23 protein-coding genes and 3 tRNA genes are annotated in these 22,022 nt (G+C 58.1%); 17 read left to right on the top strand and 9 right to left on the bottom strand.

Annotation, left to right across the window (positions count from 1 at the left end; all coding sequences use genetic code 11):
• Positions 1–47 precede the first annotated feature (47 nt).
• The 10 genes from JQR87_RS09905 (at position 48) to JQR87_RS09860 (ending at position 10,928) form a co-directional block, all read left to right on the top strand.
• Positions 48–1,448: an enolase C-terminal domain-like protein gene (locus JQR87_RS09905; RefSeq protein ID WP_407297613.1), complete on the top strand. Its 1,401-nt coding sequence runs from the start codon at positions 48–50 to the stop codon at positions 1,446–1,448.
• A gap of 63 nt (positions 1,449–1,511) precedes the next feature.
• Complete coding sequence (locus JQR87_RS09900; RefSeq protein ID WP_407297615.1) at positions 1,512–2,480, top strand: Bug family tripartite tricarboxylate transporter substrate binding protein; 969 nt, start codon at positions 1,512–1,514, stop codon at positions 2,478–2,480.
• Between the two features lie 111 nt (positions 2,481–2,591).
• Positions 2,592–3,041: a tripartite tricarboxylate transporter TctB family protein gene (locus JQR87_RS09895; protein ID WP_407297617.1), complete on the top strand. Its 450-nt coding sequence runs from the start codon at positions 2,592–2,594 to the stop codon at positions 3,039–3,041.
• A 9-nt stretch (positions 3,042–3,050) separates the two neighbouring features.
• Positions 3,051–4,571, top strand: coding sequence for a tripartite tricarboxylate transporter permease (locus JQR87_RS09890; RefSeq protein ID WP_407297619.1), 1,521 nt, complete (start codon positions 3,051–3,053; stop codon positions 4,569–4,571).
• Positions 4,572–5,168: 597 nt separating this feature from the next.
• Positions 5,169–5,993 carry an NAD-dependent epimerase/dehydratase family protein gene (locus tag JQR87_RS09885; protein WP_407297621.1) on the top strand — a complete coding sequence of 275 codons (825 nt, stop codon included), beginning with the start codon at positions 5,169–5,171 and terminating at the stop codon, positions 5,991–5,993.
• Positions 5,994–6,029: 36 nt separating this feature from the next.
• Positions 6,030–6,929, top strand: coding sequence for an SMP-30/gluconolactonase/LRE family protein (locus JQR87_RS09880; RefSeq protein WP_407297623.1), 900 nt, complete (start codon positions 6,030–6,032; stop codon positions 6,927–6,929).
• An 86-nt stretch (positions 6,930–7,015) separates the two neighbouring features.
• The gene (locus tag JQR87_RS09875) at positions 7,016–7,990 is read left to right on the top strand and encodes a TRAP transporter substrate-binding protein (RefSeq protein WP_407297624.1); all 975 of its coding nucleotides are present in this window, start codon (positions 7,016–7,018) and stop codon (positions 7,988–7,990) included.
• A 65-nt stretch (positions 7,991–8,055) separates the two neighbouring features.
• Positions 8,056–8,583, top strand: a complete 528-nt coding sequence (locus JQR87_RS09870) for a TRAP transporter small permease (RefSeq protein ID WP_407297626.1) — start codon at positions 8,056–8,058, stop codon at positions 8,581–8,583.
• On the top strand, positions 8,584–9,864 hold the full coding sequence (locus tag JQR87_RS09865; protein WP_407297628.1) for a TRAP transporter large permease: 1,281 nt from the start codon (positions 8,584–8,586) through the stop codon (positions 9,862–9,864).
• 155 nt (positions 9,865–10,019) lie between these two features.
• Positions 10,020–10,928 (top strand): EamA family transporter, encoded by a 909-nt coding sequence (locus tag JQR87_RS09860; protein WP_407290610.1) that lies wholly within the window; start codon positions 10,020–10,022, stop codon positions 10,926–10,928.
• Between the two features lie 116 nt (positions 10,929–11,044).
• Here the strand turns inward: JQR87_RS09860 and JQR87_RS09855 are convergent, their stop codons facing one another.
• Positions 11,045–11,797 carry a FadR/GntR family transcriptional regulator gene (locus tag JQR87_RS09855; protein ID WP_407290611.1) on the bottom strand — a complete coding sequence of 251 codons (753 nt, stop codon included), beginning with the start codon at positions 11,795–11,797 and terminating at the stop codon, positions 11,045–11,047.
• A gap of 167 nt (positions 11,798–11,964) precedes the next feature.
• Here JQR87_RS09855 and JQR87_RS09850 point away from each other — a divergent pair, with 167 nt between their 5' ends.
• On the top strand, positions 11,965–12,210 hold the full coding sequence (locus tag JQR87_RS09850) for a hypothetical protein (protein ID WP_407290612.1): 246 nt from the start codon (positions 11,965–11,967) through the stop codon (positions 12,208–12,210).
• A gap of 558 nt (positions 12,211–12,768) precedes the next feature.
• Here the strand turns inward: JQR87_RS09850 and JQR87_RS09845 are convergent.
• From JQR87_RS09845 to gacA, 8 genes are all read right to left on the bottom strand, one after another.
• Positions 12,769–13,050 (bottom strand): hypothetical protein, encoded by a 282-nt coding sequence (locus JQR87_RS09845; RefSeq protein WP_407290613.1) that lies wholly within the window; start codon positions 13,048–13,050, stop codon positions 12,769–12,771.
• 175 nt (positions 13,051–13,225) lie between these two features.
• A tRNA-Leu gene (locus JQR87_RS09840) sits at positions 13,226–13,312 on the bottom strand.
• A 141-nt stretch (positions 13,313–13,453) separates the two neighbouring features.
• A complete protein-coding gene (locus tag JQR87_RS09835; protein ID WP_407290614.1) occupies positions 13,454–13,648 on the bottom strand; it encodes a PLD nuclease N-terminal domain-containing protein in 195 nt (64 codons plus the stop codon).
• A 175-nt stretch (positions 13,649–13,823) separates the two neighbouring features.
• A tRNA-Cys gene (locus JQR87_RS09830) sits at positions 13,824–13,897 on the bottom strand.
• 44 nt (positions 13,898–13,941) lie between these two features.
• Positions 13,942–14,017 (bottom strand) — tRNA-Gly (locus JQR87_RS09825).
• 70 nt (positions 14,018–14,087) lie between these two features.
• Positions 14,088–14,645 (bottom strand): CDP-diacylglycerol--glycerol-3-phosphate 3-phosphatidyltransferase, encoded by a 558-nt coding sequence (pgsA, locus tag JQR87_RS09820; RefSeq protein ID WP_407290615.1) that lies wholly within the window; start codon positions 14,643–14,645, stop codon positions 14,088–14,090.
• Positions 14,646–14,678: 33 nt separating this feature from the next.
• Complete coding sequence (uvrC, locus tag JQR87_RS09815) at positions 14,679–16,499, bottom strand: excinuclease ABC subunit UvrC (RefSeq protein WP_407290616.1); 1,821 nt, start codon at positions 16,497–16,499, stop codon at positions 14,679–14,681.
• Positions 16,499–17,143 carry a response regulator transcription factor GacA gene (gacA, locus tag JQR87_RS09810; RefSeq protein WP_407290617.1) on the bottom strand — a complete coding sequence of 215 codons (645 nt, stop codon included), beginning with the start codon at positions 17,141–17,143 and terminating at the stop codon, positions 16,499–16,501. Before gacA ends, uvrC begins: the two co-directional genes overlap by 1 nt.
• Positions 17,144–17,366: 223 nt before the next feature.
• Between gacA and JQR87_RS09805 the strand changes: the two genes are divergently transcribed.
• The 6 genes from JQR87_RS09805 to arsJ all read left to right on the top strand — a co-directional run bounded on the left by JQR87_RS09805 (position 17,367) and on the right by arsJ (position 21,983).
• Positions 17,367–18,095, top strand: coding sequence for a hypothetical protein (locus JQR87_RS09805; protein WP_407290618.1), 729 nt, complete (start codon positions 17,367–17,369; stop codon positions 18,093–18,095).
• Between the two features lie 129 nt (positions 18,096–18,224).
• Complete coding sequence (locus JQR87_RS09800; protein WP_407290619.1) at positions 18,225–18,578, top strand: metalloregulator ArsR/SmtB family transcription factor; 354 nt, start codon at positions 18,225–18,227, stop codon at positions 18,576–18,578.
• 17 nt (positions 18,579–18,595) lie between these two features.
• Positions 18,596–19,327: an arsenical resistance protein ArsH gene (gene arsH / locus JQR87_RS09795; protein ID WP_407290620.1), complete on the top strand. Its 732-nt coding sequence runs from the start codon at positions 18,596–18,598 to the stop codon at positions 19,325–19,327.
• A 25-nt stretch (positions 19,328–19,352) separates the two neighbouring features.
• The gene (locus tag JQR87_RS09790) at positions 19,353–19,679 is read left to right on the top strand and encodes a YnfA family protein (RefSeq protein ID WP_407290621.1); all 327 of its coding nucleotides are present in this window, start codon (positions 19,353–19,355) and stop codon (positions 19,677–19,679) included.
• Between the two features lie 39 nt (positions 19,680–19,718).
• A complete protein-coding gene (locus JQR87_RS09785) occupies positions 19,719–20,726 on the top strand; it encodes an ArsJ-associated glyceraldehyde-3-phosphate dehydrogenase (RefSeq protein WP_407290622.1) in 1,008 nt (335 codons plus the stop codon).
• A gap of 39 nt (positions 20,727–20,765) precedes the next feature.
• Positions 20,766–21,983 (top strand): organoarsenical effux MFS transporter ArsJ, encoded by a 1,218-nt coding sequence (gene arsJ / locus JQR87_RS09780; RefSeq protein WP_407290623.1) that lies wholly within the window; start codon positions 20,766–20,768, stop codon positions 21,981–21,983.
• Positions 21,984–22,022 lie beyond the last annotated feature (39 nt).

The following is a 22,022-nucleotide window of genomic DNA, read 5'->3' as shown; positions in this document are numbered from 1 at the left end:
TTGCCCGCTAAATCAGCTCACAAAAACAATCAGGAGCGAGACAGCAGATGCAAGACACACAAACAGCAACGCCAGTGGTCAAGGAGATGCAAGTCATCCCGGTCGCGGGTTACGACAGCATGCTATTGAACCTGTGCGGTGCGCACGCGCCCTACTTCACTCGCAATCTGGTGATCCTCAAGGACAGCGCGGGTCGCACCGGGATCGGCGAGGTGCCGGGTGGCGAGGGCATTCGCAAAGCCCTGGAACGAACCAAAGGCCTGGTCATTGGCCAGCCCATCGGCCGATACAACGGGATTCTGAACGCATTGCGTCGCGGAATTGCCAGCGGCTCGGCCACCGGTCCCCAGGCTACACAGCACGAAGTCACTTCTGAAGCCGAAGCTGCCGTACTCAAGCAACCGCATGAGATCAACCTTCGCCTGGATAATGTCATTACCGCAGTCGAAGCCGCCCTCCTCGACCTGCTCGGCCAGCATCTGGATGTGCCGGTGGCGGAACTGCTCGGCAGCGGCCAGCAGCGCGACAGCGTGCCAATGCTGGCTTATCTCTTCTATATAGGTGATCGCACCCGTACTGACCTGCCCTACCTGGCCGGAAGCGGCGCGCCTGATGACTGGTATCACATTCGTCACCAGGAAGCCGTTACCCCGGCCTCGATCGTCCGGCTGGCCGAGGCTGCCACGGCGCGCTATGGCTTCAAGGATTTCAAGCTCAAGGGCGGTGTCATGAGGGGTAGCGAAGAGATGCAGGCGATTGCCGGCATCAAGTCGCGCTTCCCTGACGCGCGCGTGACGCTTGATCCCAATGGGGCCTGGTCGCTGGCCGAAGCCATCGAGTTATGCAAAGGCCAGGGCCATATCCTTTCCTATGCCGAAGATCCGTGCGGGCCGGAAAACGGTTACTCCGGTCGCGAGATCATGGCCGAGTTCAAGCGGGCAACGGGCATACCCACCGCAACCAACATGGTCGCGACCGACTGGCGTCAGATGGGACATTCGCTGCGCCTCGAAGCGGTCGACATCCCCTTGGCGGATCCGCATTTCTGGACCATGCAAGGCTCGGTGCGGCTCGCTCAGATGTGCGAGCAGTTCGGTCTGACCTGGGGTTCGCATTCGAACAATCACTTCGACGTCTCACTGGCGATGTTCACCCACGCAGCCGCCGCAGCGCCGGGCAACATCACTGCGATCGACACTCACTGGATCTGGCAGGAAGGCCAGGAGCGACTGACTCGCGAGCCGTTGCAGATTGTCGGCGGTGCGGTTCAGGTTCCGGAGAAGCCTGGCCTTGGCATCGAACCGGATATGGATCGGATCATGGCCGCGCATGAGCTTTACAACGGGGTCGCCACTGGTGCCCGTGACGATGCTATGGCCATGCAATACCTGATCCCTGGCTGGAAATACGATCCCAAACAACCCAGCGTGGGCCGTCAACAAAAGTAATAGAAGAGAACCACTAGAAAGCGAAACCAAGCGCCGCAACCCCAACCACCGGAGAGACATACAATGAAAAAAGCACTCAGCGCCTCCCTTGTTTCCGCCCTTCTCGCTACTGCTGTCAGTAGTGCGTTCGCTGCTGAAACCGAATGGCCCACTCGCCCGGTACAAGTCGTCGTCATTGCTAACGCAGGCGGAGATACCGACTTCAACGCCCGCACCATGGCCAAGTACTTCACCAAGATCACCGGCGAGCCGATGGTCATCACCAACGTGGCGGGCGGTGGCGGCACCCTCGCAGCCGAGCAGGTCAAGCAGGCCGATCCCGATGGCAATACCATTCTGTTCACCCATACCGGGCAGATGATCGTCAACGAAGTCGCCGGACTGACCGAAGACAGCCTGGACGCCTTCGACATCTGCTGCATTGCCGGTGTAGACAAGGGCACCGTATTCGTCGCATCGAAGAGCTCGGGCCTGAAGTCTCTGGAAGACCTGATCTCCAAATCCAAAGCCGAGCCGAGCAGCGTTACCTATGGCACCGAGATGGGCAGCTACTCTCACCTCCAGGGCCTGATGTTTGAAGGCATGACCGACACCAAGCTGAAAATGGTCGATGCGGGCACGGTGTCCGAAAAAGTCGTTGCCCTGCTGGGCGACCGAATCGACCTGGCCGCCATCAGTTACGGCTCGGTCCAGGATTACGTTACCAGCGGGCAAATGGTTGCCCTGGGTCAGCCCAACGAGGAGCGCAACCCGTTGCTAGGCGACGTCCCCACCTTCAAAGAGCAAGGCGTCGACTTCGTCATGGAGAAGCCCTACATCGTGGCGTTCCCGGACGGCACTGATCCGGCGATCATCGAGAAGATGTCAGGCATCGTAAAGCAGATCACCGAGATGCCTGAATACGAGGAGGAGCTGCGCAAGACCTTCAAACAACCGGTCAGCTATTTCGATACCAACCAGTCCATCGACCGCCTGACGAACACCCGCGAAGACTTCATGAAGTACAAGGACGAATTGCGTCAGAGCAAGTAACGCCCGCGGCACGATGCCGGGCGCAGCCGCTGCGTCCGGCAGCCTTCCCTCTGAATCGAGAGCTGTCCCATGCATACCTACAAGAGAAAGGAGTTACTGGTCGGAGCCCTGATGCTGGGTGCCGGCCTGTTCTACCTGTTCCTGACGATCAATCTTCCGCGCAAAGGTTTTATCGACGCTTCCACGGTTCCCTACGTACTCGCCGTTGGTCTGTGCCTGCTCGGCGTGTTGCAGTTGTTGGCCGCCAGGAAAGCAACCCAGCCTCCAGCTGATCCCGATGCGGATGCCGACCCGTCTGCTGCAGCAACGCCACCGGACTATCCAACGGTGTTCAAGACGCTGGCGCTGATTGCCGTCTATGTGGCGCTGCTGCAACAGGTCGGCTTCCTGATCATGACCGTGCTCTATCTGTACGCGCAGTTCATCGTCATCACGCCGCGCGAGCAGAAGGTCAACCACATCAGTTACATCATCATCGCCGTCGTGACCTCTGCGGCCATCTTCTACCTCTTCCGGCAGGGCTTCGATCTGATGCTCCCGACCGGCGTTTTGAAAATCTAGGAGGCGGCCATGTTCGAACTACTGCAGGCCGGCTTTGGTGCTGTTTTCTCGCCGTACATTTTCATCCTGATCACGATTGGCGTAGCGGTTGGCATCGTCTTCGGTGCGGTTCCCGGGCTCTCGGCGACAATGGCCATCGCCTTGTGCCTGCCGCTGACCTACACCATGGGACCGGCTGCGGGTCTGTCTTTGTTGGTAGCGCTATTCATCGGTGCGACATCCGGCGGGCTGATCTCGGCCATCTTGCTGAAGATCCCCGGAACGCCCGCCTCGATCGCCACAACCTTCGACGGTGCGCCGATGATGGAGAAAGGCGAAGGCTTGAAGGCGCTGGGCGTGGGTGTGGTGTTTTCATTTCTTGGCACCATCTTCAGCATCGTCGCGCTGATGTCCATTGCACCGTCGCTGGCGAAGATCGCTCTGCGCTTCGGGCCCCACGAATATTTCTCCATTGCGATCTTCTCCCTGACCCTGATCGCCACGCTGTCCACCGGCTCGCTGCTCAAAGGCATCTACGCCGGCACGCTAGGATTTGCGTTTTCAACGGTCGGCATCGCCCCGGTCGATGCGATCCGCCGCTTCACATTCGATTCGCCGAACCTCAACGGCGGCTTTGCGATGTTGACGGTGATGATCGGCATGTTCGCTGTGGCGGAAGTGATCAAGATTGCCGAGACCGGCAGAGCGGCACATAAGAGCAAGATCGCCTCGGTCAGCATGAAGGGCGTGAAAGGCTTCGGTTTCTCGCTCAAAGAGTTTTTCGGGCAGATCCCCAACGCCTTTCGCTCCGCGTTGATCGGAACAGGCATTGGCATTCTGCCGGGCATCGGCGCTGGCACCTCCAACATCGTGTCCTACATCATCGCCAAGAAACGGTCCAAGCATCCCGAGCAGTTCGGTAAGGGTGCCGTAGACGGTGTGGTAGCCAGCGAGACCGCCAACAACGCGGGCATCGGCAGCGCCATGATCCCGCTGATGACGCTTGGCATTCCGGGCGACACCGTGACCGCGATCCTCCTTGGCGGCTTCATGATCCATGGAATCCAGCCGGGCCCGCTGCTGTTCATTAGCCAAGGTGCATTGGTGTACACCATCTTCGCAGCACTGATCCTCGCCTCAGTGATGATGCTGGTATTGGAGTTCTATGGCCTGCGCATTTTCATCAAGCTGCTGGCTGTGCCCAAGCACATCCTGCTGCCGATCATCCTGGTGCTTTGCGTAGTGGGTGCATTCGGTCTGAGCAGTCGGGTATTCGACGTCTGGACCATTTTGCTGTTCGGCTTGATCGGCTACGGCTTCGTCAAGGGTGGCATGCCGGCAGCCCCCTTCATCATCGGTTTCATTCTCGGGCCAATGGCTGAAACAAATCTGCGGCGTGGTTTGATGTTGTCCGACGGGAGCTTCATGGGCTTTATCACTAACCCGATTTCAGCCACGTTCTTGCTTCTGGCGCTCGCTTCGGTGGCCTGGCACCTGTTCGGCGCGCTGCGTACCCGCAAGGGTGCTACAGCCAGGCTGCAGGAGACCTGAGCCATCTGTGGCTATCACGCACTAACGAGCTGAGAGCTGTGGCGGACGTATCGAGACCGTGCCTGAGGGCGCGGTCTTTGGTTCAAGCCGCGCGTACCGATTTGCAGCTTAGCTAGCCTGTAACTGGCTGTTCGGCTGTTCGGCCGTTCACGCCGGTCCGGATCGGTCTGTCCAAAGGTGTAGTCGACGCGGTGTGACCAGCCACAGCGCGGCGGTGAGAGGTTCGATCTGCCAGCCTCGCTCAGCTTGCCGTAGCCGAAGCGCCACGCTTGGTGACTCGTCATACAACTTTCAGATGTTCTAACGTCATCTCCGATGTGCCGTCGCATTCATGCAGTAGTCGACTTTAGTGGTATGTCATTGCCTCTGCTCGCCCGTTAGCGTGACGTTTCAAGAGCCTAAACACTCCCAAAAAACCAGCCTAAACGTGGCTTTCAGGGGTTGGGGCGTGTTTCTGGAAGCATTACGGGACGGAAAGTCGGCGAATCATTTAGATCCGCCGGACGGTTGACAAAAATGAAGATCAACAGAAATAATCGGCTCAAGTCATCCGACAACCGATGACATCAAAAAACAATAAGCGACGGGCAGACCCCTATGACAAGCACGACCACCGCTCCCACACCCTTCAACCGCCTCCTGCTGACAGGCGCTGCGGGGGGATTGGGCAAGGTACTACGTGAAATGCTTCGCCCCTACGCCAAGATCATCCGCCTCTCCGATATCGCCCCCATGGAACCCGCAGCCGGCGAGCACGAAGAAGTGGTGCAGTGCAATCTTGCTGACAAGGCCGCTGTACATGCCCTATGCGACGGCGTCGATGCCATTGCCCACTTCGGTGGCGTGTCAGTGGAGCGCCCCTTCGAAGAAATTCTCGAAGCCAACATTCGCGGCGTATTTCATATCTACGAAGCGGCACGCAAGCATGGTATCAAGCGGGTGGTTTTTGCCAGCTCGAACCATGTAATCGGCTTTCACAAGCAGACCGAAACCATCGATGCCAGCGCCCCGCGCCGCCCGGACAGCTATTACGGGTTGTCCAAATCCTACGGTGAGGACATGGCCAGCTTCTATTACGATCGCTATGGCATCGAAACCGTAAGCATCCGCATTGGCTCTTCGTTCCCCGAGCCGCTCAATCGCCGGATGATGTCTACCTACCTGAGCTATCGCGACCTCAGCTCCCTGATCGAGCGCTCGCTGTTTACCCCGGACGTAAAGCACACCGTTGTCTACGGCGCCTCAGCCAATCGTGATCTGTGGTGGGACAACCACATGGCTGCGCACCTGGGTTTCGAACCTCAGGACACTTCAGAAGTGTTCCGCGAAAAAATCGAACAGCAGCCGCCCTATGCACCCAATGATCCAGCCCTGATCTACCAGGGCGGCGCCTTCTGCGAAGCAGGCCCGTTCGACGACTGATCCCGCCAGGCCGCGAAAAACAACAAGAGAATCGCAATGGCACATCCAGCAGAACTGATAGTCGATGCACAAAACGCAACGGGGGAAAGCCCGGTTTGGGTGCCCTCGGAGCAGGCACTCTATTGGGTAGACATCCCCAACAGGCAGCTGCTGCGCTGGAAGGCCTCGGATGCTTCCGTGACGCGCTGGACCGGTGAACAGATGATTGCCTGTATCGCCCGCCGCGAAGGCGACGAGAATCGCTGGGTTGCCGGCATGGAAGACGGCATCTTCGATGTCGTCCCGCAGGACGACGGCACGCTCCGGGCTACTCGCCTCGCAGGGGTTAAGCATGGTGTCGACAACATGCGATTCAATGACGGACGGTGCGATCGTCAGGGTCGCTTTTGGGCCGGCACCATGGTCATGGACATGGCCGCTGGCACTTCAGCCGGCGCGCTGTACCGAGTCGACGGATTGGCTGCCAGCGAGTCGCTCGACGCTTATTTGCAGGCTTTCATCGTGCCCAACGGGCTGGGATTCAGCCCTGACGGACGTACGATGTACCTTTCCGACTCGCACCCTAGCGTACAAAGCATCTGGGCTTTCGATTACGACATCGACAGTGGCACGCCGAGCAATCGTCGCCTGTTCGTCGACATGAACCAGCATCCCGGCCGGCCCGACGGCGCAGCGGTGGATGTCGATGGCTGCTACTGGATCTGCGGCAACGATGCCGGCCTCATCCATCGTTTCACCCCCGATGGACGCCTCGATCGATCACTGCCGGTACCCGTGAAGAAGCCAGCCATGTGCGCCTTTGGTGGTTCCGGCCTGGATACCCTTTTCGTCACATCCATTCGCCCAGGCGGAGATCTTTCCGATCAGCCATTGGCGGGTGGCGTGTTCGCCCTGCTACCTGGCGTCACCGGCCTGGAGGAGCCCCGCTTCCGCTAACGCTTTACCACCAGGGACAGGCACGCAGTTCCCCTGCCCTGACGCTTGCAACGCTGCATACCAACAAAAACAAGACGGAGACTCACATGAACTTCAAACGCAAGTTGCTAATCGCTGCACTTCCCCTCGCCTTTTGCCTGTCTGGCACCGCCTATGCGGATATGACGCTTAAGATCGCCGAGATCCACCCGGCCGGTTATCCGACCGTTGTGGCTCAGGAAAACATGGGCAAGAAGATCGAAGAAGCCACCGACGGCGAGCTCAAGTTCCGCATGTTCTCGGGCGGCGTGCTGGGTTCCGAGAAAGAAGTCGTCGAGCAGGTTCAGCTCGGCGCGGTGCAGATGACCCGTGTCAGCCTTGGCACGCTCGGCCCGGTCGTACCGGACGTCAACGCCTTCAACATGCCCTTCGTGTTCCGCGACCACGAACACATGCGCAAAGTGATCGACGGTGAGATCGGCCAGGAAATCCTGGACAAGATCACCAATTCGGATTTCAACATGGTCGGCCTGGCTTGGATGGATGGCGGCGTTCGCAACCTCTACACCAAAGAGCCCGTGCGTAACCTTGACGATCTCAAGGGCATGAAGATCCGCGTGATGGGTAACCCGTTGTTCATCGATACCCTGAACGCCATGGGTGCACAGGGTGTTGCAATGGACACGGGCGAAATCTTCAGCGCCCTGCAGACCGGTGTGGTCGATGGTGCTGAAAACAATCCACCCACCATGCTCGAACACAACCACTTCCGCGCCGCGAAGAACTATTCACTGACGGGTCACTTGATCCTTCCAGAGCCGATCGTGATGTCCAAGACGACCTGGAACAAGCTCACCCCAGAGCAGCAGGACATCGTCAAGAAGTATGCAAAGGAAGCGCAGATGGAAGAGCGCAGGCTGTGGGATGAGAAGACTGCGAGCAGCGAAGCCAAGCTCAAGGAAGAAGGCGTCACCTTCATCGAAGTCGACAAGAAGCCCTTCTACGAAGCGACCGCCTCGGTTCGCGATAAGTACGGCGCGCCATACGCCGAGCTGATCAAGCGCATCGAAGCCGTTCAGTAAATCGTTTCCTCCGAAAAACACGCGGCGTCGAGCATCGCTCGCCGCCGCGCCTGTGGTGAAGTCTGATGAAAAACACGCTGCTGCGCGTCAACGACGCGATCTACACGACCTGTGTATGGGTTGCGGGCCTGGCTATCGTGGTCATGTCCATGATCATCCCATGGGGGATATTCGCGCGATACGTGCTGGGCTCTGGTGGCGGCTGGCCTGAGCCTGTAGCGATACTGCTGATGGTGATCTTCACTTTTCTCGGTGCCGCGGCCAGCTATCGAGCCGGCGCACATATGGCGGTGACCATGTTCACCGACCGCCTCCCTCCATCGCTTCACCGCCATGTCGAACTGCTGGTGCAGGTCCTAATGGGAATCATCTGCCTGTTCATGACGATCTGGGGCATCAAGTTGTGCATTGCGACCTGGAATCAGTTCATGAGCACGCTGCCGTCCCTTCGTGTCGGCATCACCTACTCTCCAATCCCAATCGGCGGCGCGATTACGCTGTTGTTTGTCATCGAACGCATTGTCTTCGGCGACCAGAGCCACCGGCGTGCGGTCAACTACGAGCTGGTCGAAGACAGCAAGGAGGCTGCGTAAATGGACGCGCTGATTCTACTCGGCAGCTTTGCCGTACTCTTTCTCCTGCGGATGCCTGTGGCGTACGCATTGGGCCTTTCGGCGCTGATTGGCGCCTGGTGGATCGACATCCCCTTTGATGCGGTGATGATCCAGGTCGCTGGTGGCGTTAACAAGTTCTCCTTGCTGGCGATTCCATTCTTCGTATTGGCCGGTGCGATCATGGCCGAAGGCGGAATGTCGCGGCGGCTTGTGGCGTTCGCTGCGGTGCTGGTCGGCTTTGTGCGAGGCGGCCTTTCCCTGGTTAACATCATGGCGTCGACCTTTTTCGGCGCGATTTCCGGCTCGTCCCTGGCGGACACCGCGTCGGTAGGCTCGGTGCTGATCCCGGAGATGGAAAAGAAGGGTTACCCTCGCGAGTTTTCTACCGCCGTTACGGTCAGCGGCTCGGTCCAGGCACTGTTGACACCGCCAAGCCATAACTCGGTTCTGTACTCCCTGGCGGCTGGCGGTACGGTCTCGATCTCTTCGCTGTTCATCGCCGGTATCGGCCCTGGCCTGCTGCTCAGCGCCGTGATGATGACCATGTGCCTGATCTTTGCTCGGGTACGCAATTACCCCAAAGGCGAGGTCGTTCCGCTCAAGCAGGCATTGAAGATATGTGTCGAAGCGCTCTGGGGCCTGATGACCATGGTGATCATCCTGGGCGGCATTCTCTCGGGGGTGTTCACGGCCACCGAATCGGCGTCCATCGCGGTGGTATGGGCCTTCTTCGTGACCATGTTCATCTACCGTGACTACAAATGGCGCGAGCTGCCGAAGCTGTTGCACCGCACCGTTCGGACGCTGTCGGTGGTGATGATCCTGATCGCCTTCGCAGCAAGCTTCGGCTACATCATGACGTTGATGCAGATACCGTCGAAGATCACCACGCTGTTCCTGACACTGTCAGACAACCGCTACGTGATCCTCATGTGCATCAACATGATGCTGCTGGCGCTGGGCACACTGATGGACATGGCTCCGCTGATCTTGATCCTTACGCCTATCCTGATGCCTGTTATTACTGACATTGGCGTAGACCCCGTGCACTTCGGCATGATCATGCTTGTGAACCTCGGCATTGGGCTGATCACGCCACCGGTAGGCGCGGTGCTCTTCGTTGGTGCTGCGATCGGCAAGGTCACCATCGAGAACACGGTGAAAGCACTGCTGCCGTTCTACCTCGCACTGTTCACGGTACTGCTGGCGGTTACCTACATTCCTGCTATCTCCCTCTGGCTGCCCAACCTGGTGCTCTGACGGTTGCAAGAATGAACGAGGACGCCGCCCACTCGGGCGGCGTTTTTCTTTGGATGCCGGTGAACGATCAACCCAACAAAACGACGAATGAGCGCCCTCGCCTACTTCGAAGGGCGACCGAACAGATTGCTGTTGCCTAGGACAGGATTGACTCGATGCAAAATGCCGCACCCTTTCCACGTCACATTGCTGTACTGATCCTGGCAACCTTGGCCTGCTCGTTCGCAGCCAACCATATCGCTGCGCGTATTGCCTTTGATCACGACACTGGCCTGCTGCTGGCCATGCTTTGCCGCGCCGGTGTCACGCTGCTGGCATTGGCTGCGTTGGTGTTCTGGAGGAGAGAGTCACTGCGTTTGAGCGGCGCGACCTGGCGCTGGCAGATTCTTCTGGGACTGCTGATCACTGTTCAGAGCTTCTGCATCTATTCGGCTGTAGCGCGTATTCCTGTTGCTCTGGCGCTGCTGGTGGTCAATCTCTCGCCCATCCTGCTTGCACTACTTACCTGGGGACTCGGCGGCCCGAGACCGACACGACATGCAGTCGCCATCATGGGCGTGATTCTGGTCGGCCTGATCCTGGTGCTCGATGTGCCCGCACGTCTGATGACTAGCGAGGCGCCTGACGGTCAGTGGGTAGCAGGTATTGTTTTCAGCTTAACCGCCGCCGGTGTATTCGCGCTGGCGCTGTGGATCACCGAACATAAGCTATCAAGCATGGCAGGTTCGGTACGAAGCATGCTGACGTTGGTGCTGGTGTTCGGCGCGTCCGCTCTGCTTGGTGCAAGCGGCCTCATACCGGGTGGGCTGGGCCTTCCCAGTGCGACAATCGGTTGGATCGCGTTGGCTTGCCTGGTGCTTCTCTATGGCGCGGCCTTCTCCACGCTATTCATCTGCATGCCGCGACTGAACATCGCTCGCAACGCGCCAGTCATGAACATGGAGCCAGTCGCGGGCATGTTGCTTGGCTGGCTGGTACTAGGCCAGTTGATGGAGCCTCTGCAGATAGTGGGCGGCTTCATCGTGGTAGGTGGTGTTGTGCTTCTGGCGTATCGCAAGAAGTGATCGGCGAACCCGTGGCAGTCAGCGCGTATAGCCTGTGGAATGCCTGACAATGCTGGGAGCGGCCCGGTAGTGATGGGCCGAGCCTGGCGGAGCCCAGCTTGGGCTTGGAGAGTCGCTCAGTTGACCTTGTCGGTCTCAGCCTCTTCGTGCGCCTGGCGGAGACGCTCACGACTGTTGGTCAGGTGCAGGCGCATAGCAGCACGAGCTGAATCTGCGTCCTGACGGGCAATCGCGTCGTATATCTGCTCATGTTCACGCCCCAGGCGCTGTTGGTAGTGCGGCTGGTCATCATGCGCCAGGCGTGCCGAGTTCAGCCGGCTGCGGGGGATAATTGCCGTGCCCAGGTGATTCATGATGTCCGTGAAATAGCGGTTGCCCGTTGCCTCGGCAATTTGCAGATGGAACTGAAAATCCGACACGGCGGCTTCACTGGAAAGCGCTGTACTGCGCTGCAGCGAATCCAGAAACTCCCGCATCGCTGCCAGCTGCTCCGATGTCCGACGCAACGCGGCCAAGCCTGCGGATTCGACCTCCAAGCTGATACGCAACTCGAGGATCGACAGCACGTCACGCAACGTGCCAATGGTGGCCGGGTCGATACGCAACCCGGTTGTGCTTGGTGTATCAAGCACGAAGGTCCCAATCCCGTGGCGCGTTTCAACCAGACCAGACGCCTGTAGGCGTGAGATCGCCTCCCGGACGACCGTCCTGCTGACGCCCTGGGCCTGCATGATCGCTGACTCGGTCGGCAGCTTGTCGCCACGCTTGATCACCCCGTCGCGGATCTGCTGCGACAGCTCGGTGACCAATTCCTGGGCAAGGCTGCGGTGCTTACGGCGAACTCGTGGCTGGGCGATCTGGTTTTCCATGGACACTTCGATCTCTATCAAGCGGACTGGTGCGTATCATAGCCCAGCAGTTGTACGATAACTATCGCAACACCACGATTTGGGCGATTCCCAACCGTATATCGAAAAATCTTCCGACTTTCAGGCGGCTTCTATACTCACGATTGCCCCCTAACTGGAGACGGATCATGCACCGCATAATCGCGTTCATCGCAGCAGTCGCTGTTTCTGCACCTGTCTGGGCAATGCATTGCCCAATGGACATGGCCAAGATCGACAAGCAACTGGAGAACAACCCGCCAAGCGACCCGGCAATGCTGGAAAAGGTAAAAGAACTGCGAGCCGAGGGAGAGCAGCTCCATAAAGCCGGGGATCACGCTCAGTCACTGCAGGTGCTCAGCCAAGCACAAGCTTTGCTCGACTCTGCGCAGTAACGCCAAAGGGCGGCCAGCCCGGCAGTGGCTGTCCGCTAAGGTGAATTGGGCCCGCCTGAGCACCGGACTCTCAGCTCCTTTCGTTTGAAATCTTCTTCGCTACTAAGCGTCTCGTAGCCATTGGGGCAGATTTCGTTCGCCCGAGTCTTACATCCGGACTGCCCACTTAACTTGTTGCAGGCGAAGACGTATTCATCGGTTTGTTGCGCTGGAGGCACGACTTCATACGCGCTGCAGCCAGCCAACAGCAGCGAGCTTCCCGCAACGACGCCGAGACACTTCATCTTTTTGTTCATTGGCTGATCGTCTCGCTCTTGGGTGCTGTATCAAGCGTTGAATGCTTACTACACGTAAGCCTTAGCTGACTCACGGTAGCGGCGTTTGGTGGTATCGGATTGCCCCCGCCTTGCGTACTCTTCTAACCAGTAGCGCAGGAGGCGCAACGGGATAGGGAGACCCGCAAAGGATCATTCGCAGGCAAGCGAATCAAAGGACAAGGGAACGACTGGCTAGTCACCTACAGCCCCGCCACGTGCGGGGCTTTTTGTTGCGCAACCACTATCGGGGATTAGGGGCGTCATCCAGTTCCGCACTGTCGGGATCGATGTCAGGCACACCGCTCATCACCTCATCGCCCCTGGCATGGCTTCGGCTTCGTGGCGTACTACCGTCATTGTTTGGCAACTCATCCACTCCGGCTTCATGGCCGGGGCTGACATCCGTTCGCTCGGAGCCTAATGGCGGTGGGGAACCAGGGATGACCAGATCATCCTTGCCGGCACGTTCTGCCCTGGAAGCATCGTTGTTCTGGTACGAAGAATCGTCGCGCTCGTTGCCCATCTCTTCATCTCCTCTGCCGCAAACAGTGCATACAGATGAGAGGCTTGTGTCGACACTGCGTTCACGGTGACCGATGCCATTGGTCACATGCCGTGCTTCAGAGGTGGGCTGATGTTCAGGAAGGGAAACCGGCTCTGGTGCCAGGTTAGTCACTGACGTCGTCAGTGTGTCCCGATGGTGCCCGGAGCGGGAATCGAACCCGCATACCCTTTCGGATGAGGGATTTTAAGTCCCTTGCGTCTACCAGTTTCGCCATCCGGGCGGGACGGTGAGGCGCGATGCTAATCGCGGCGCAGGACTATAACGAGCCTCTGGCTGAGGTGCAACCCGAACGGCATTGGGGCGCCTCAGTATCGAGCAAAAAGGCATCCCCAGGCTACGCACGCTTTTCGCAGTTGCTGGTTCAATGGTGCCGGCGAACACCCACTATCAACCAGAACACCAGACCCAGAATCGGGAAAATCGCGATGCCCAGCGCCCATAGGGCTTTCGCTCCCACACTGCGGTCGCTCTTGAACACGCTGATGATTGCTAATAGATCCAAAACGATCACAGCGCCAGCGAGCGCAATCGCGAGGTAGCTCATTGCATCTGACATAGAGGACTCCTTAATAGTCTCTATGTGTCAGTCACTGCCAGACGACCTACAGTTCCAGTCCGGAGCGGACAGGTTCCGCCAATAGATAGATGCAGCTGAAAAGAAAAGACCGAGACCGAGCTAAATTCGAGCACAAAAAAACCGCGAAACTTTCGCTCGCGGTTTTTCTATTTACTGGAGGCCGATGTCGGAATCGAACCGGCGTACACGGATTTGCAATCCGCTGCATAACCACTCTGCCAACCGGCCTCAAAACGATAACGCCGCATACTGCGGCGTCATCGTCAACAAACTGGAGCGGGAAACGAGACTCGAACTCGCGACCCCGACCTTGGCAAGGTCGTGCTCTACCAACTGAGCTATTCCCGCATCGTCTTGGTGACGGGCGCCATTTTATAGTTTCAGCACGTCCCGTCAAGCCTTTGATTAAAAAAGTTTTTTATTTCTTTTCGGTAGGGCTGAGGTGGGGCCAGGCGGCCATTAGGTAGTTGACCATCGACCACAATGTCAGAGCCGCAGCAATGATCAACAAGGCATAACCAAGCCCCACCCAAACAGTCGTCAAAGGGGGGTTAGCCAGCAAAATGACGAGCGCGACCATTTGCGCCGCAGTTTTCCATTTCCCCAGGTTTGACACCGCCACCTGCGCGCGGGCGCCCAGTTCCGCCATCCATTCGCGCAGCGCCGACACCACGATTTCTCGCCCGATGATGATCGCCGCCGGCAACGTCAGCCAAAGGTTCGCATGTTCCTCAACGAGCAATACCAGGGCCACCGCCACCATCAACTTGTCCGCCACCGGATCAAGAAAAGCCCCGAAGGGTGTGCTCTGCTGAAGCTTTCGGGCCAGATACCCATCCAGCCAGTCGGTGATGGCAGCGATGGCAAACACGGCACTTGCCGCTAGGTAGCTCCACTTAAAAGGCAGGTAAAACAGTAAGATAATGATCGGTATCAGCAGCACGCGCAGCACGGTGAGGATATTTGGGATGTTCATCGATACCACTGATCCGCAGATTTAGAAGGCATTCTACTCACTGTGCAGAGCGGCATAAATCGACTCGGCAAGCTTTTTACTGATGCCAGGGGCCTTGGCGATCTCGTCAAGGCTCGCTCGGCTGAGTTCCTGAAGACCACCGAAGTGCTTGAGCAGTTCTCGACGGCGTTTCGGTCCGATGCCGGGCACTCCTTCCAACGTCGAGGTAGTACGCGCTTTGCCTCTTCGTGCTCTATGGCCTGTGATGGCGAATCGGTGAGCTTCGTCTCGCACCTGCTGGATCAGGTGGAGCGCAGGCGAATCGCCCGGCAGCGTGAATTCATGCGCTGCGTCGTTCAGGTACAGCGTCTCGAAACCCGGCTTACGGGTGACGCCCTTGGCGACACCCAGCAGGATCAGGTCAGGCACAGCCAGCTCCTGCAGCACCTCGCGAGCCATGTTGAGTTGCCCCTTACCTCCGTCCACCAGCAGGATATCGGGCAGCTTGCCCTCCCCCTCCGCCGCTTTCCTGAATCGACGCGAGAGCGCTTGGTGCATGGCCGCGTAGTCATCACCGGCAGTAACACCTTCGATGTTGTAGCGTCTGTAATCGGACTTCAACGGCCCTTCCGGACCGAACACTACGCAGGATGCAACGGTAGCCTCGCCACTGGAGTGACTGATGTCGAAACATTCCAGGCGACTCGGCTGCTCATCCATATCCAGTGCCTCGGCCAGGGCCTGGAACCGGGCCGCCAGATGCTGCCGGCTTGCCAATCTTGCGCCGAGCGCTTGCTCGGCGTTGGTCAATGCCAGCTGCTGCCAGCGTGCCCGAGTACCACGAACACGATGGGTGATGACCAGCTCGACGTCACGCAGCTCAGCCACCGCGCTGATCAAGGTTTCGAAGTCCTCGTGTACGGCGTTGACGATGAGCTCGGATGGAAGATCGCGCTCCATGGAGCTGAGGTAATACTGCTCCAGAAACGCCTGAAGGACATCGCCGATACTTTCCTCGATCGCAACCTGAGGAAAGAAATTCTTGCTTCCCAGTACGCGGCCGCTGCGTACGCTGATCAGATGGACGCAGGCGCCACCAGGGCTCACCACGGCAGAGACGATATCGACGTTGCCGCTGCCGCCTTCCATGCTCTGCTGGTCCTGAACGCGTCGCAGGATACCGATCTGATCCCTTATTTCCGCTGCGCGCTCGAAATCAAGCGCCATCGCGGCTTTTTCCATGTTCTTGGAAAGCTCCTCGGCCAGGGCATTGCTGCGCCCCTCCAGAAACATGATCGAGTGACGGACGTCTTCGGCATATTCATCCGGGTTGACGAGGTTCACGCATGGCGCCTTGCAGCGCTTGATCTGATATTGCAAGCACGGGCGGGTGCGATTGCGGTAGTAGCTGTCCTCACACTGGCGTACGAAAAACGCCTTCTGCAGCAGGCTCAGGCTCTCTCGGATGGCGCCGGCGCTGGGATAGGGACCGAAATAGCGACCCACCTCCTTCTTGGCGCCTCGGTGAATGCTGAGTCGAGGAAAGTCGCCACTCGAGAGGAATACATAGGGGTACGACTTATCGTCGCGTAGCAGGATGTTATAGGGCGGTCGCCACTGTTTGATCAGTGTTTGCTCAAGCAGCAGCGCTTCAGTTTCGTTAGCCGTGATCGTCGTTTCGACCTGGGCGATCCTGGCTACAAGCGCAGCTGTTTTCGGTGCTTGCCCGATCTTACGAAAATAACTGGCCAGGCGTTTTTTGAGATTTTTCGCTTTCCCGACGTAGAGCAGCTTGGACTCGGCATCGAACATCCGATAGACGCCGGGCCGCCCACTGCAGGAAGCAAGGAACGCTGAGGAATCGAAGCCGCTCATCAGTTGATGGTGTCGACCATACCGTGTCGGACCGCCAGCAACGCCAGTTCGACGTCACTGGTGATCGACAACTTTTCATAAATGCGATAGCGATAGGTGTTGACGGTCTTGGGCGACAGGCAGAGCTTGTCTGAAATAGTCTGGACCTTCTGGCAGTTGGCGATCATGAGCGCGATCTGAATCTCGCGTTCGGAAAGCAAATCGAAAGGAGAGCCGTTGACCTTCGGCTGGAAGGACTTCAGTGCGAGTTGCTGAGCTATCTGCGGGCTGATGTAACGTTGCCCGGCGAATACCATGCGAATCGCCTGGATCATCTCATCCAGCGCAGCACCTTTGGTCAGGTAGCCAGCCGCACCGGCCTGAAGCAAGCGTGTTGGAAAAGGATCTTCTTCGCAGATAGTGACCGCGATGACCTTGATGTCTGGGTGGCTACGCAGCAGCTTGCGGGTCGCCTCGAGGCCGCCAATGCCTGGCATCTTGACGTCCATCAACACGACGTCAGGCATGAGCTCTCGGGACTTCTTGATCGCAGCCTCACCGGATTCCGCCTGGCCAACGACCTGGAGGCCATCGATATCAGCAAGCATACGGGAAATGCCTGTGCGTACTAGATCGTGGTCATCGACCACAAGCACCCTAATCAAGCCGACACCTCGTTTCTGTGCAAATCTGACGCGGGCTGACTGCTCGCTTCGTAAGCAGCGAACTCTAACAAAAAATTTGCCGCCTTACCCAGACCATACATCGCAGCATGGCGCGTGGCCACTACCGAGTGCCTCGTCAGACCTGGTGCCAGGATGAACGCATGCTGGCGTTCCGAAGTCTGTCTTATCTATTCAGCAACAACATCATCGGGTGGTTTCGCTCTTGTTTACCAGCTTCGTTGCAGCCTTCGTTCTGGCGGCCGTCCATGTGTTTGCGGGACGTTTGCGTCAGCTAAACCGTCTCCCTCGCAGCCGCTGGTTATCCATGGCCGGCGGCGTTTCGGTGGCATATGTATTCGTTCACCTGCTGCCTGAGCTGGCGCGCGGCCAGGAAGTGCTGGGCGGAAGCGACTGGTGGCTGCTCAGTTACCTTGAGCATCACGTCTGGCTGTTGGCCTTACTTGGTCTGTCCACCTTCTATGGGCTCGAACGTCTTATCAAAGTGCATCGCCGTCACCTGCCGGAGGACAAAGAGCCTCACGCCGGGGTGTTCTGGCTGCATATCAGTGCATTCGCGATCTACAACGGCCTGATCGGCTATCTGTTGATTCATGGCGAAAACAGTAGCCTGACGACACTGGTTCTTTATTGCATCGCAATGGGCCTGCATTTTCTGGTCAATGACTTCGCCCTTCAGGCGGACCACAAGGGTCTTTTCAAGCGCAGGGGGCGTTGGCTGCTCGCGGCGATGCCGCTGGCTGGGTGGACACTGGGCGTTCTAACGGAAGTTTCGGAACTGGCCGTTTCGGCACTCACTGCTTTCGTAGGCGGCTCGATAATCCTGAACGTCATGAAAGAAGAATTGCCGGAAGAGCGCGACAGTCGCTTTACGGCTTTTCTGCTCGGTTCGCTCGGGTACGCGCTGCTGCTGCTTGGTTTCAATAATGGCTAGCAACCCGTTCGTGGAACGAGCCATATGACTGCCCGCGATGCTCGATTCGTTGGCCTCGTTTACCTCACATTCGGAAGGCTATATATTCGCCAAACCGTATATTCATCCTGATGTTAGTTCTCGGCTCCGATGGTTGATCAGTTGACCCCCACCGCTGTTTTCAGATGCCTGGCAGACGAGACGCGAGCGCGAATGACGCTGTTGATAGCCCGTGAGGAAGAACTGTGCGTATGCGAGCTGACGTTTGCACTGGACGAAATCCAGCCAAAGGTCTCCCGGCATCTGGCGCAGTTGCGAAACTGCGGTGTCCTTGCAGACCGTCGCCAGGGACATTGGGTCTATTACCGGCTTCATCCAGACCTGCCGGCATGGGCCAGGCGAATGTTGCAATCCATTATCGAAGCCGAGGATCAGTGGCTCGCGCCTAGTCGCGAACGGCTGAAATCCATGCGGGACCGACCTGAACGCGCCATCTGTGGCTAAGCGAGCTGAGAGCAGACATGACTGACCACGATCCGCTTCATGAGCATCTTCCCAACCTCGACGATGCGCTATTCGCAGCGCCCGATTACGAAAAGCTCGAGCGTTCGCAAGACCTCACCCATCCTCCACGGATCCTGCTGCTGTACGGATCGAACCGATCCCGCTCGTTCAGCCGTCTACTGGTTGAAGAGGCGTCACGTCTGCTGCAGCAGCTAGGTGCCGAGACACGGATATTCGATCCGGCCGGGTTGCCGCTTCCGGATGACGCGCCGGACACCCACCCGAAGGTTCAGCAGCTGCGTGAACTCATGAATTGGTCTGAAGGACAGGTGTGGTGTTCGCCTGAGCGGCACGGATCGATGAGCGCAGTGTTCAAGGCGCAGATCGACTGGGTTCCGTTGGCGATCGGAGCAGTGCGACCGACACAGGGCAAGACGCTCGCGGTTATGCAGGTCTGCGGCGGATCCCAGTCGTTCAACGTGGTCAATCAGTTGCGGATATTGGGGCGCTGGATGCGGATGTTCACCATTCCAAACCAGTCGTCAGTGCCAAAAGCCTTTCTCGAATTCGACGATGCAGGCCGTATGAAACCCTCCGCCTTCTATGACCGTCTGGTTGATGTCATGGAGGAACTGATGAAATTCACGCTGTTGCTTCGCGGCCGTCAGGACTATCTGGTCGATCGTTACTCCGAACGCAAGGAATCAGCCGAGGCGTTATCCCAGCGCGTCAACCAGCGTTCCATTTAATTCCTGGCGATACTGCGAGAACCGAATGCTCAATACGTTTGCTCTGTTTGCCGTCACAGCCGTTGCCGAAATCGTCGGATGCTACCTGCCCTATCTATGGCTCAAACAGGGCAAGAGTGTCTGGCTACTCGTTCCTGCAGCCCTTTCACTGGCGCTTTTTGCCTGGCTGTTGTCGTTGCATCCAACCGCAGCAGGTCGGGTGTATGCAGCCTACGGCGGCGTTTACATCTGCGTGGCCATGTTGTGGCTGTGGCTGGTCGATGGCGTTCGGCCTACGCACTGGGACCTGATCGGCTGTGTAGTGGCGCTGCTAGGCATGGCGATCATCATGTTCGCACCGCGTGCTGGATGATCACCGCACAGCTTCCACCTTCTCTGGAGTGACCTCCTAATGACTGTAAAAGTTGGCATCAACGGCTTCGGCCGTATCGGCCGTCTGGCCCTACGCGCGGCCTGGGGCTGGCCGGAGCTGGAGTTCATTCGCATCAATGATCCCGCCGGCGATGCGGCCACGCACGCCCACCTGCTGAACTTCGATTCGGTACATGGTCGCTGGCAGCATGAAGCAAACAGTGACGGCGATGCCGTCATCGTCGGGGGCAAGCGAATCCACGTCACAGCAAACAAGGCAATCGCAGACACCAACTGGTCAGATTGCGATCTGGTGATCGAAGCCAGCGGCAAGATGAAGACCGTCGCGGCACTGCAGGCGTATCTGGAGCAAGGTGTGAAACGTGTCGTTGTGAGCGCGCCGGTAAAGGAATCCGGGGCGTTGAACATCGTCATGGGCGTTAACGATCAGCTTTTCGACCCATCGCAACATCGCATTGTCACCGCAGCCTCATGCACCACCAATTGCCTGGCGCCAGTGGTCAAAGTGATTCATGAACATCTGGGCATTCGCCACGGATCAATCACCACCATCCATGACCTGACCAACACCCAGAGCATTCTCGACCAGCCGCACCAGGACCTACGCAGAGCCCGCGCATCGGGCATGAGCTTGATCCCGACGACTACCGGCTCGGCGACTGCCATTGCTGAGATTTTTCCTGAGCTGCGAGGCAAGCTGAATGGCCATGCGGTGCGCGTACCGCTGGCTAACGCCTCGCTGACAGACTGTGTGTTCGAAGTGGAACGCGCGACCACCGTCGACCAAGTCAACAGCCTGTTGCAGGCCGCTGCGATTGAAGGCCCGCTGGTGGGGATCCTCGGTTACGAAGAACGCCCCCTGGTTTCAATCGACTACCGCACCGATCCCCGCTCCTCGATCATCGATGCGTTGTCCACCATGGTCGTCAACGGCACTCAGGTGAAGCTCTATGCCTGGTACGACAACGAATGGGGTTATGCCAATCGCACCGTAGAGCTGGCGAGAAAGGTCGGCCAGGCCGGTTAACCTCGGCTAGCCACTTTCTTTAACGCGACAGGACTATTCATGCTCGCCCTCGCCCGCCTTGCGCCCGAGGTTCGCCAGTACCTGCTGGTAACCGGTAACTATTGGGCCTTCACCTTGACCGATGGCGCGCTGCGCATGTTGGTCGTACTGCACTTCCATGCGCTGGGCTATACGCCGCTGCAGATTGCCGCGCTGTTTCTCTTCTATGAGATCTTCGGTGTGATCACCAATTTACTCGGTGGCTACCTGGGCGCGTGGCTTGGGCTCAACCGCACGATGAACATAGGCCTGGCCTTGCAGGTCATCGCGCTGCTGATGCTGACGATACCCGCCGCGTGGCTGACGATTCCCTGGGTCATGGGTGCGCAAGCTTTGTCCGGGATCGCCAAGGACCTGAACAAAATGAGCGCGAAGAGCTCAATCAAACTTCTGGTGCCAGAGGGCCAGCAAGGCACGCTCTACAAATGGGTGGCGGTGCTGACAGGGTCGAAAAATGCACTGAAGGGTGTGGGCTTCTTCGTGGGCGGCGCGTTGCTCGCAGGCGTCGGCTTCCGAGGTTCGCTGCTGACAATGGCGTGCACATTGGCGCTGATTTGGGTTGCAAGCCTTTGTTTGTTGAAAAAAGACCTGGGCAAGGCCAGGGTAAAACCGAAATTCAGCGACCTGGTCTCGAAAAGCAGCGCCATAAATTATCTGTCAGCGGCACGGCTGTTCCTTTTCGGTGCGCGTGACGTCTGGTTCGTGGTCGCGCTACCTGTCTACCTATCGACAGTGTTTGGCTGGGATTTCTGGCTGGTCGGCAGCTTTCTGGCTGTCTGGGTAATTGGCTATGGAGTCGTCCAGTCGATCGCACCTGCTATTACTGGAAAGAAGCGCGGCCAGGTTCCAGACGACCGGGCAGCGTTTGGATGGGCACTGTTACTGACGGGCGTTCCGGCAGGCATTGCGCTGGCGCTCGGCAGCGGCGTGTCGCCCCAACTAATACTCATTGGTGGCTTGCTGTTGTTTGGCGTGTTGTTTGCGGTGAACTCCTCACTCCATAGCTATCTCATCGTGTTCTATGCCAAGGCCGATGGCGTCTCACTGGATGTTGGCTTCTATTACATGTCCAACGCCCTGGGACGACTGATCGGCACTTTGCTGTCCGGGTGGGCCTACCAGCGCTATGGTTTGGAAGTTAGTCTCTGGATATCCAGTGTCTTTGTCCTGCTTGCTGCTTTGCTATCGCTGGGGCTGCCCAAGCGCCTTGAGACATAGTCGATCCTATGACGAGTCAAACGTGCGAATGACGTTGGC

Origin of the sequence: Stutzerimonas stutzeri (assembly GCF_051028275.1) — a bacterium.
Lineage (GTDB): Bacteria > Pseudomonadota > Gammaproteobacteria > Pseudomonadales > Pseudomonadaceae > Stutzerimonas > Stutzerimonas stutzeri_AS.
Note: the sequence above shows the minus strand (reverse complement) of the source record. Positions and strands in the feature narration are given on the sequence as shown.

What these genes read in the sequence shown, in the direction of transcription:
- JQR87_RS09905 (WP_407297613.1), top strand. Translation starts at nt 48, where the DNA reads ATGCAAGACACACAAACAGCAACGCCAGTGGTCAAGGAGATGCAAGTC.
- JQR87_RS09900 (WP_407297615.1), top strand. Translation starts at nt 1,512, where the DNA reads ATGAAAAAAGCACTCAGCGCCTCCCTTGTTTCCGCCCTTCTCGCTACT.
- JQR87_RS09895 (WP_407297617.1), top strand. Translation starts at nt 2,592, where the DNA reads ATGCTGGGTGCCGGCCTGTTCTACCTGTTCCTGACGATCAATCTTCCG.
- JQR87_RS09890 (WP_407297619.1), top strand. Translation starts at nt 3,051, where the DNA reads ATGTTCGAACTACTGCAGGCCGGCTTTGGTGCTGTTTTCTCGCCGTAC.
- JQR87_RS09885 (WP_407297621.1), top strand. Translation starts at nt 5,169, where the DNA reads ATGACAAGCACGACCACCGCTCCCACACCCTTCAACCGCCTCCTGCTG.
- JQR87_RS09880 (WP_407297623.1), top strand. Translation starts at nt 6,030, where the DNA reads ATGGCACATCCAGCAGAACTGATAGTCGATGCACAAAACGCAACGGGG.
- JQR87_RS09875 (WP_407297624.1), top strand. Translation starts at nt 7,016, where the DNA reads ATGAACTTCAAACGCAAGTTGCTAATCGCTGCACTTCCCCTCGCCTTT.
- JQR87_RS09870 (WP_407297626.1), top strand. Translation starts at nt 8,056, where the DNA reads ATGAAAAACACGCTGCTGCGCGTCAACGACGCGATCTACACGACCTGT.
- JQR87_RS09865 (WP_407297628.1), top strand. Translation starts at nt 8,584, where the DNA reads ATGGACGCGCTGATTCTACTCGGCAGCTTTGCCGTACTCTTTCTCCTG.
- JQR87_RS09860 (WP_407290610.1), top strand. Translation starts at nt 10,020, where the DNA reads ATGCAAAATGCCGCACCCTTTCCACGTCACATTGCTGTACTGATCCTG.
- JQR87_RS09855 (WP_407290611.1), bottom strand. Translation starts at nt 11,797, where the DNA reads ATGGAAAACCAGATCGCCCAGCCACGAGTTCGCCGTAAGCACCGCAGC.
- JQR87_RS09850 (WP_407290612.1), top strand. Translation starts at nt 11,965, where the DNA reads ATGCACCGCATAATCGCGTTCATCGCAGCAGTCGCTGTTTCTGCACCT.
- JQR87_RS09845 (WP_407290613.1), bottom strand. Translation starts at nt 13,050, where the DNA reads ATGGGCAACGAGCGCGACGATTCTTCGTACCAGAACAACGATGCTTCC.
- JQR87_RS09835 (WP_407290614.1), bottom strand. Translation starts at nt 13,648, where the DNA reads ATGTCAGATGCAATGAGCTACCTCGCGATTGCGCTCGCTGGCGCTGTG.
- pgsA (WP_407290615.1), bottom strand. Translation starts at nt 14,645, where the DNA reads ATGAACATCCCAAATATCCTCACCGTGCTGCGCGTGCTGCTGATACCG.
- uvrC (WP_407290616.1), bottom strand. Translation starts at nt 16,499, where the DNA reads ATGAGCGGCTTCGATTCCTCAGCGTTCCTTGCTTCCTGCAGTGGGCGG.
- JQR87_RS09800 (WP_407290619.1), top strand. Translation starts at nt 18,225, where the DNA reads ATGGTTGATCAGTTGACCCCCACCGCTGTTTTCAGATGCCTGGCAGAC.
- arsH (WP_407290620.1), top strand. Translation starts at nt 18,596, where the DNA reads ATGACTGACCACGATCCGCTTCATGAGCATCTTCCCAACCTCGACGAT.
- JQR87_RS09790 (WP_407290621.1), top strand. Translation starts at nt 19,353, where the DNA reads ATGCTCAATACGTTTGCTCTGTTTGCCGTCACAGCCGTTGCCGAAATC.
- JQR87_RS09785 (WP_407290622.1), top strand. Translation starts at nt 19,719, where the DNA reads ATGACTGTAAAAGTTGGCATCAACGGCTTCGGCCGTATCGGCCGTCTG.
- arsJ (WP_407290623.1), top strand. Translation starts at nt 20,766, where the DNA reads ATGCTCGCCCTCGCCCGCCTTGCGCCCGAGGTTCGCCAGTACCTGCTG.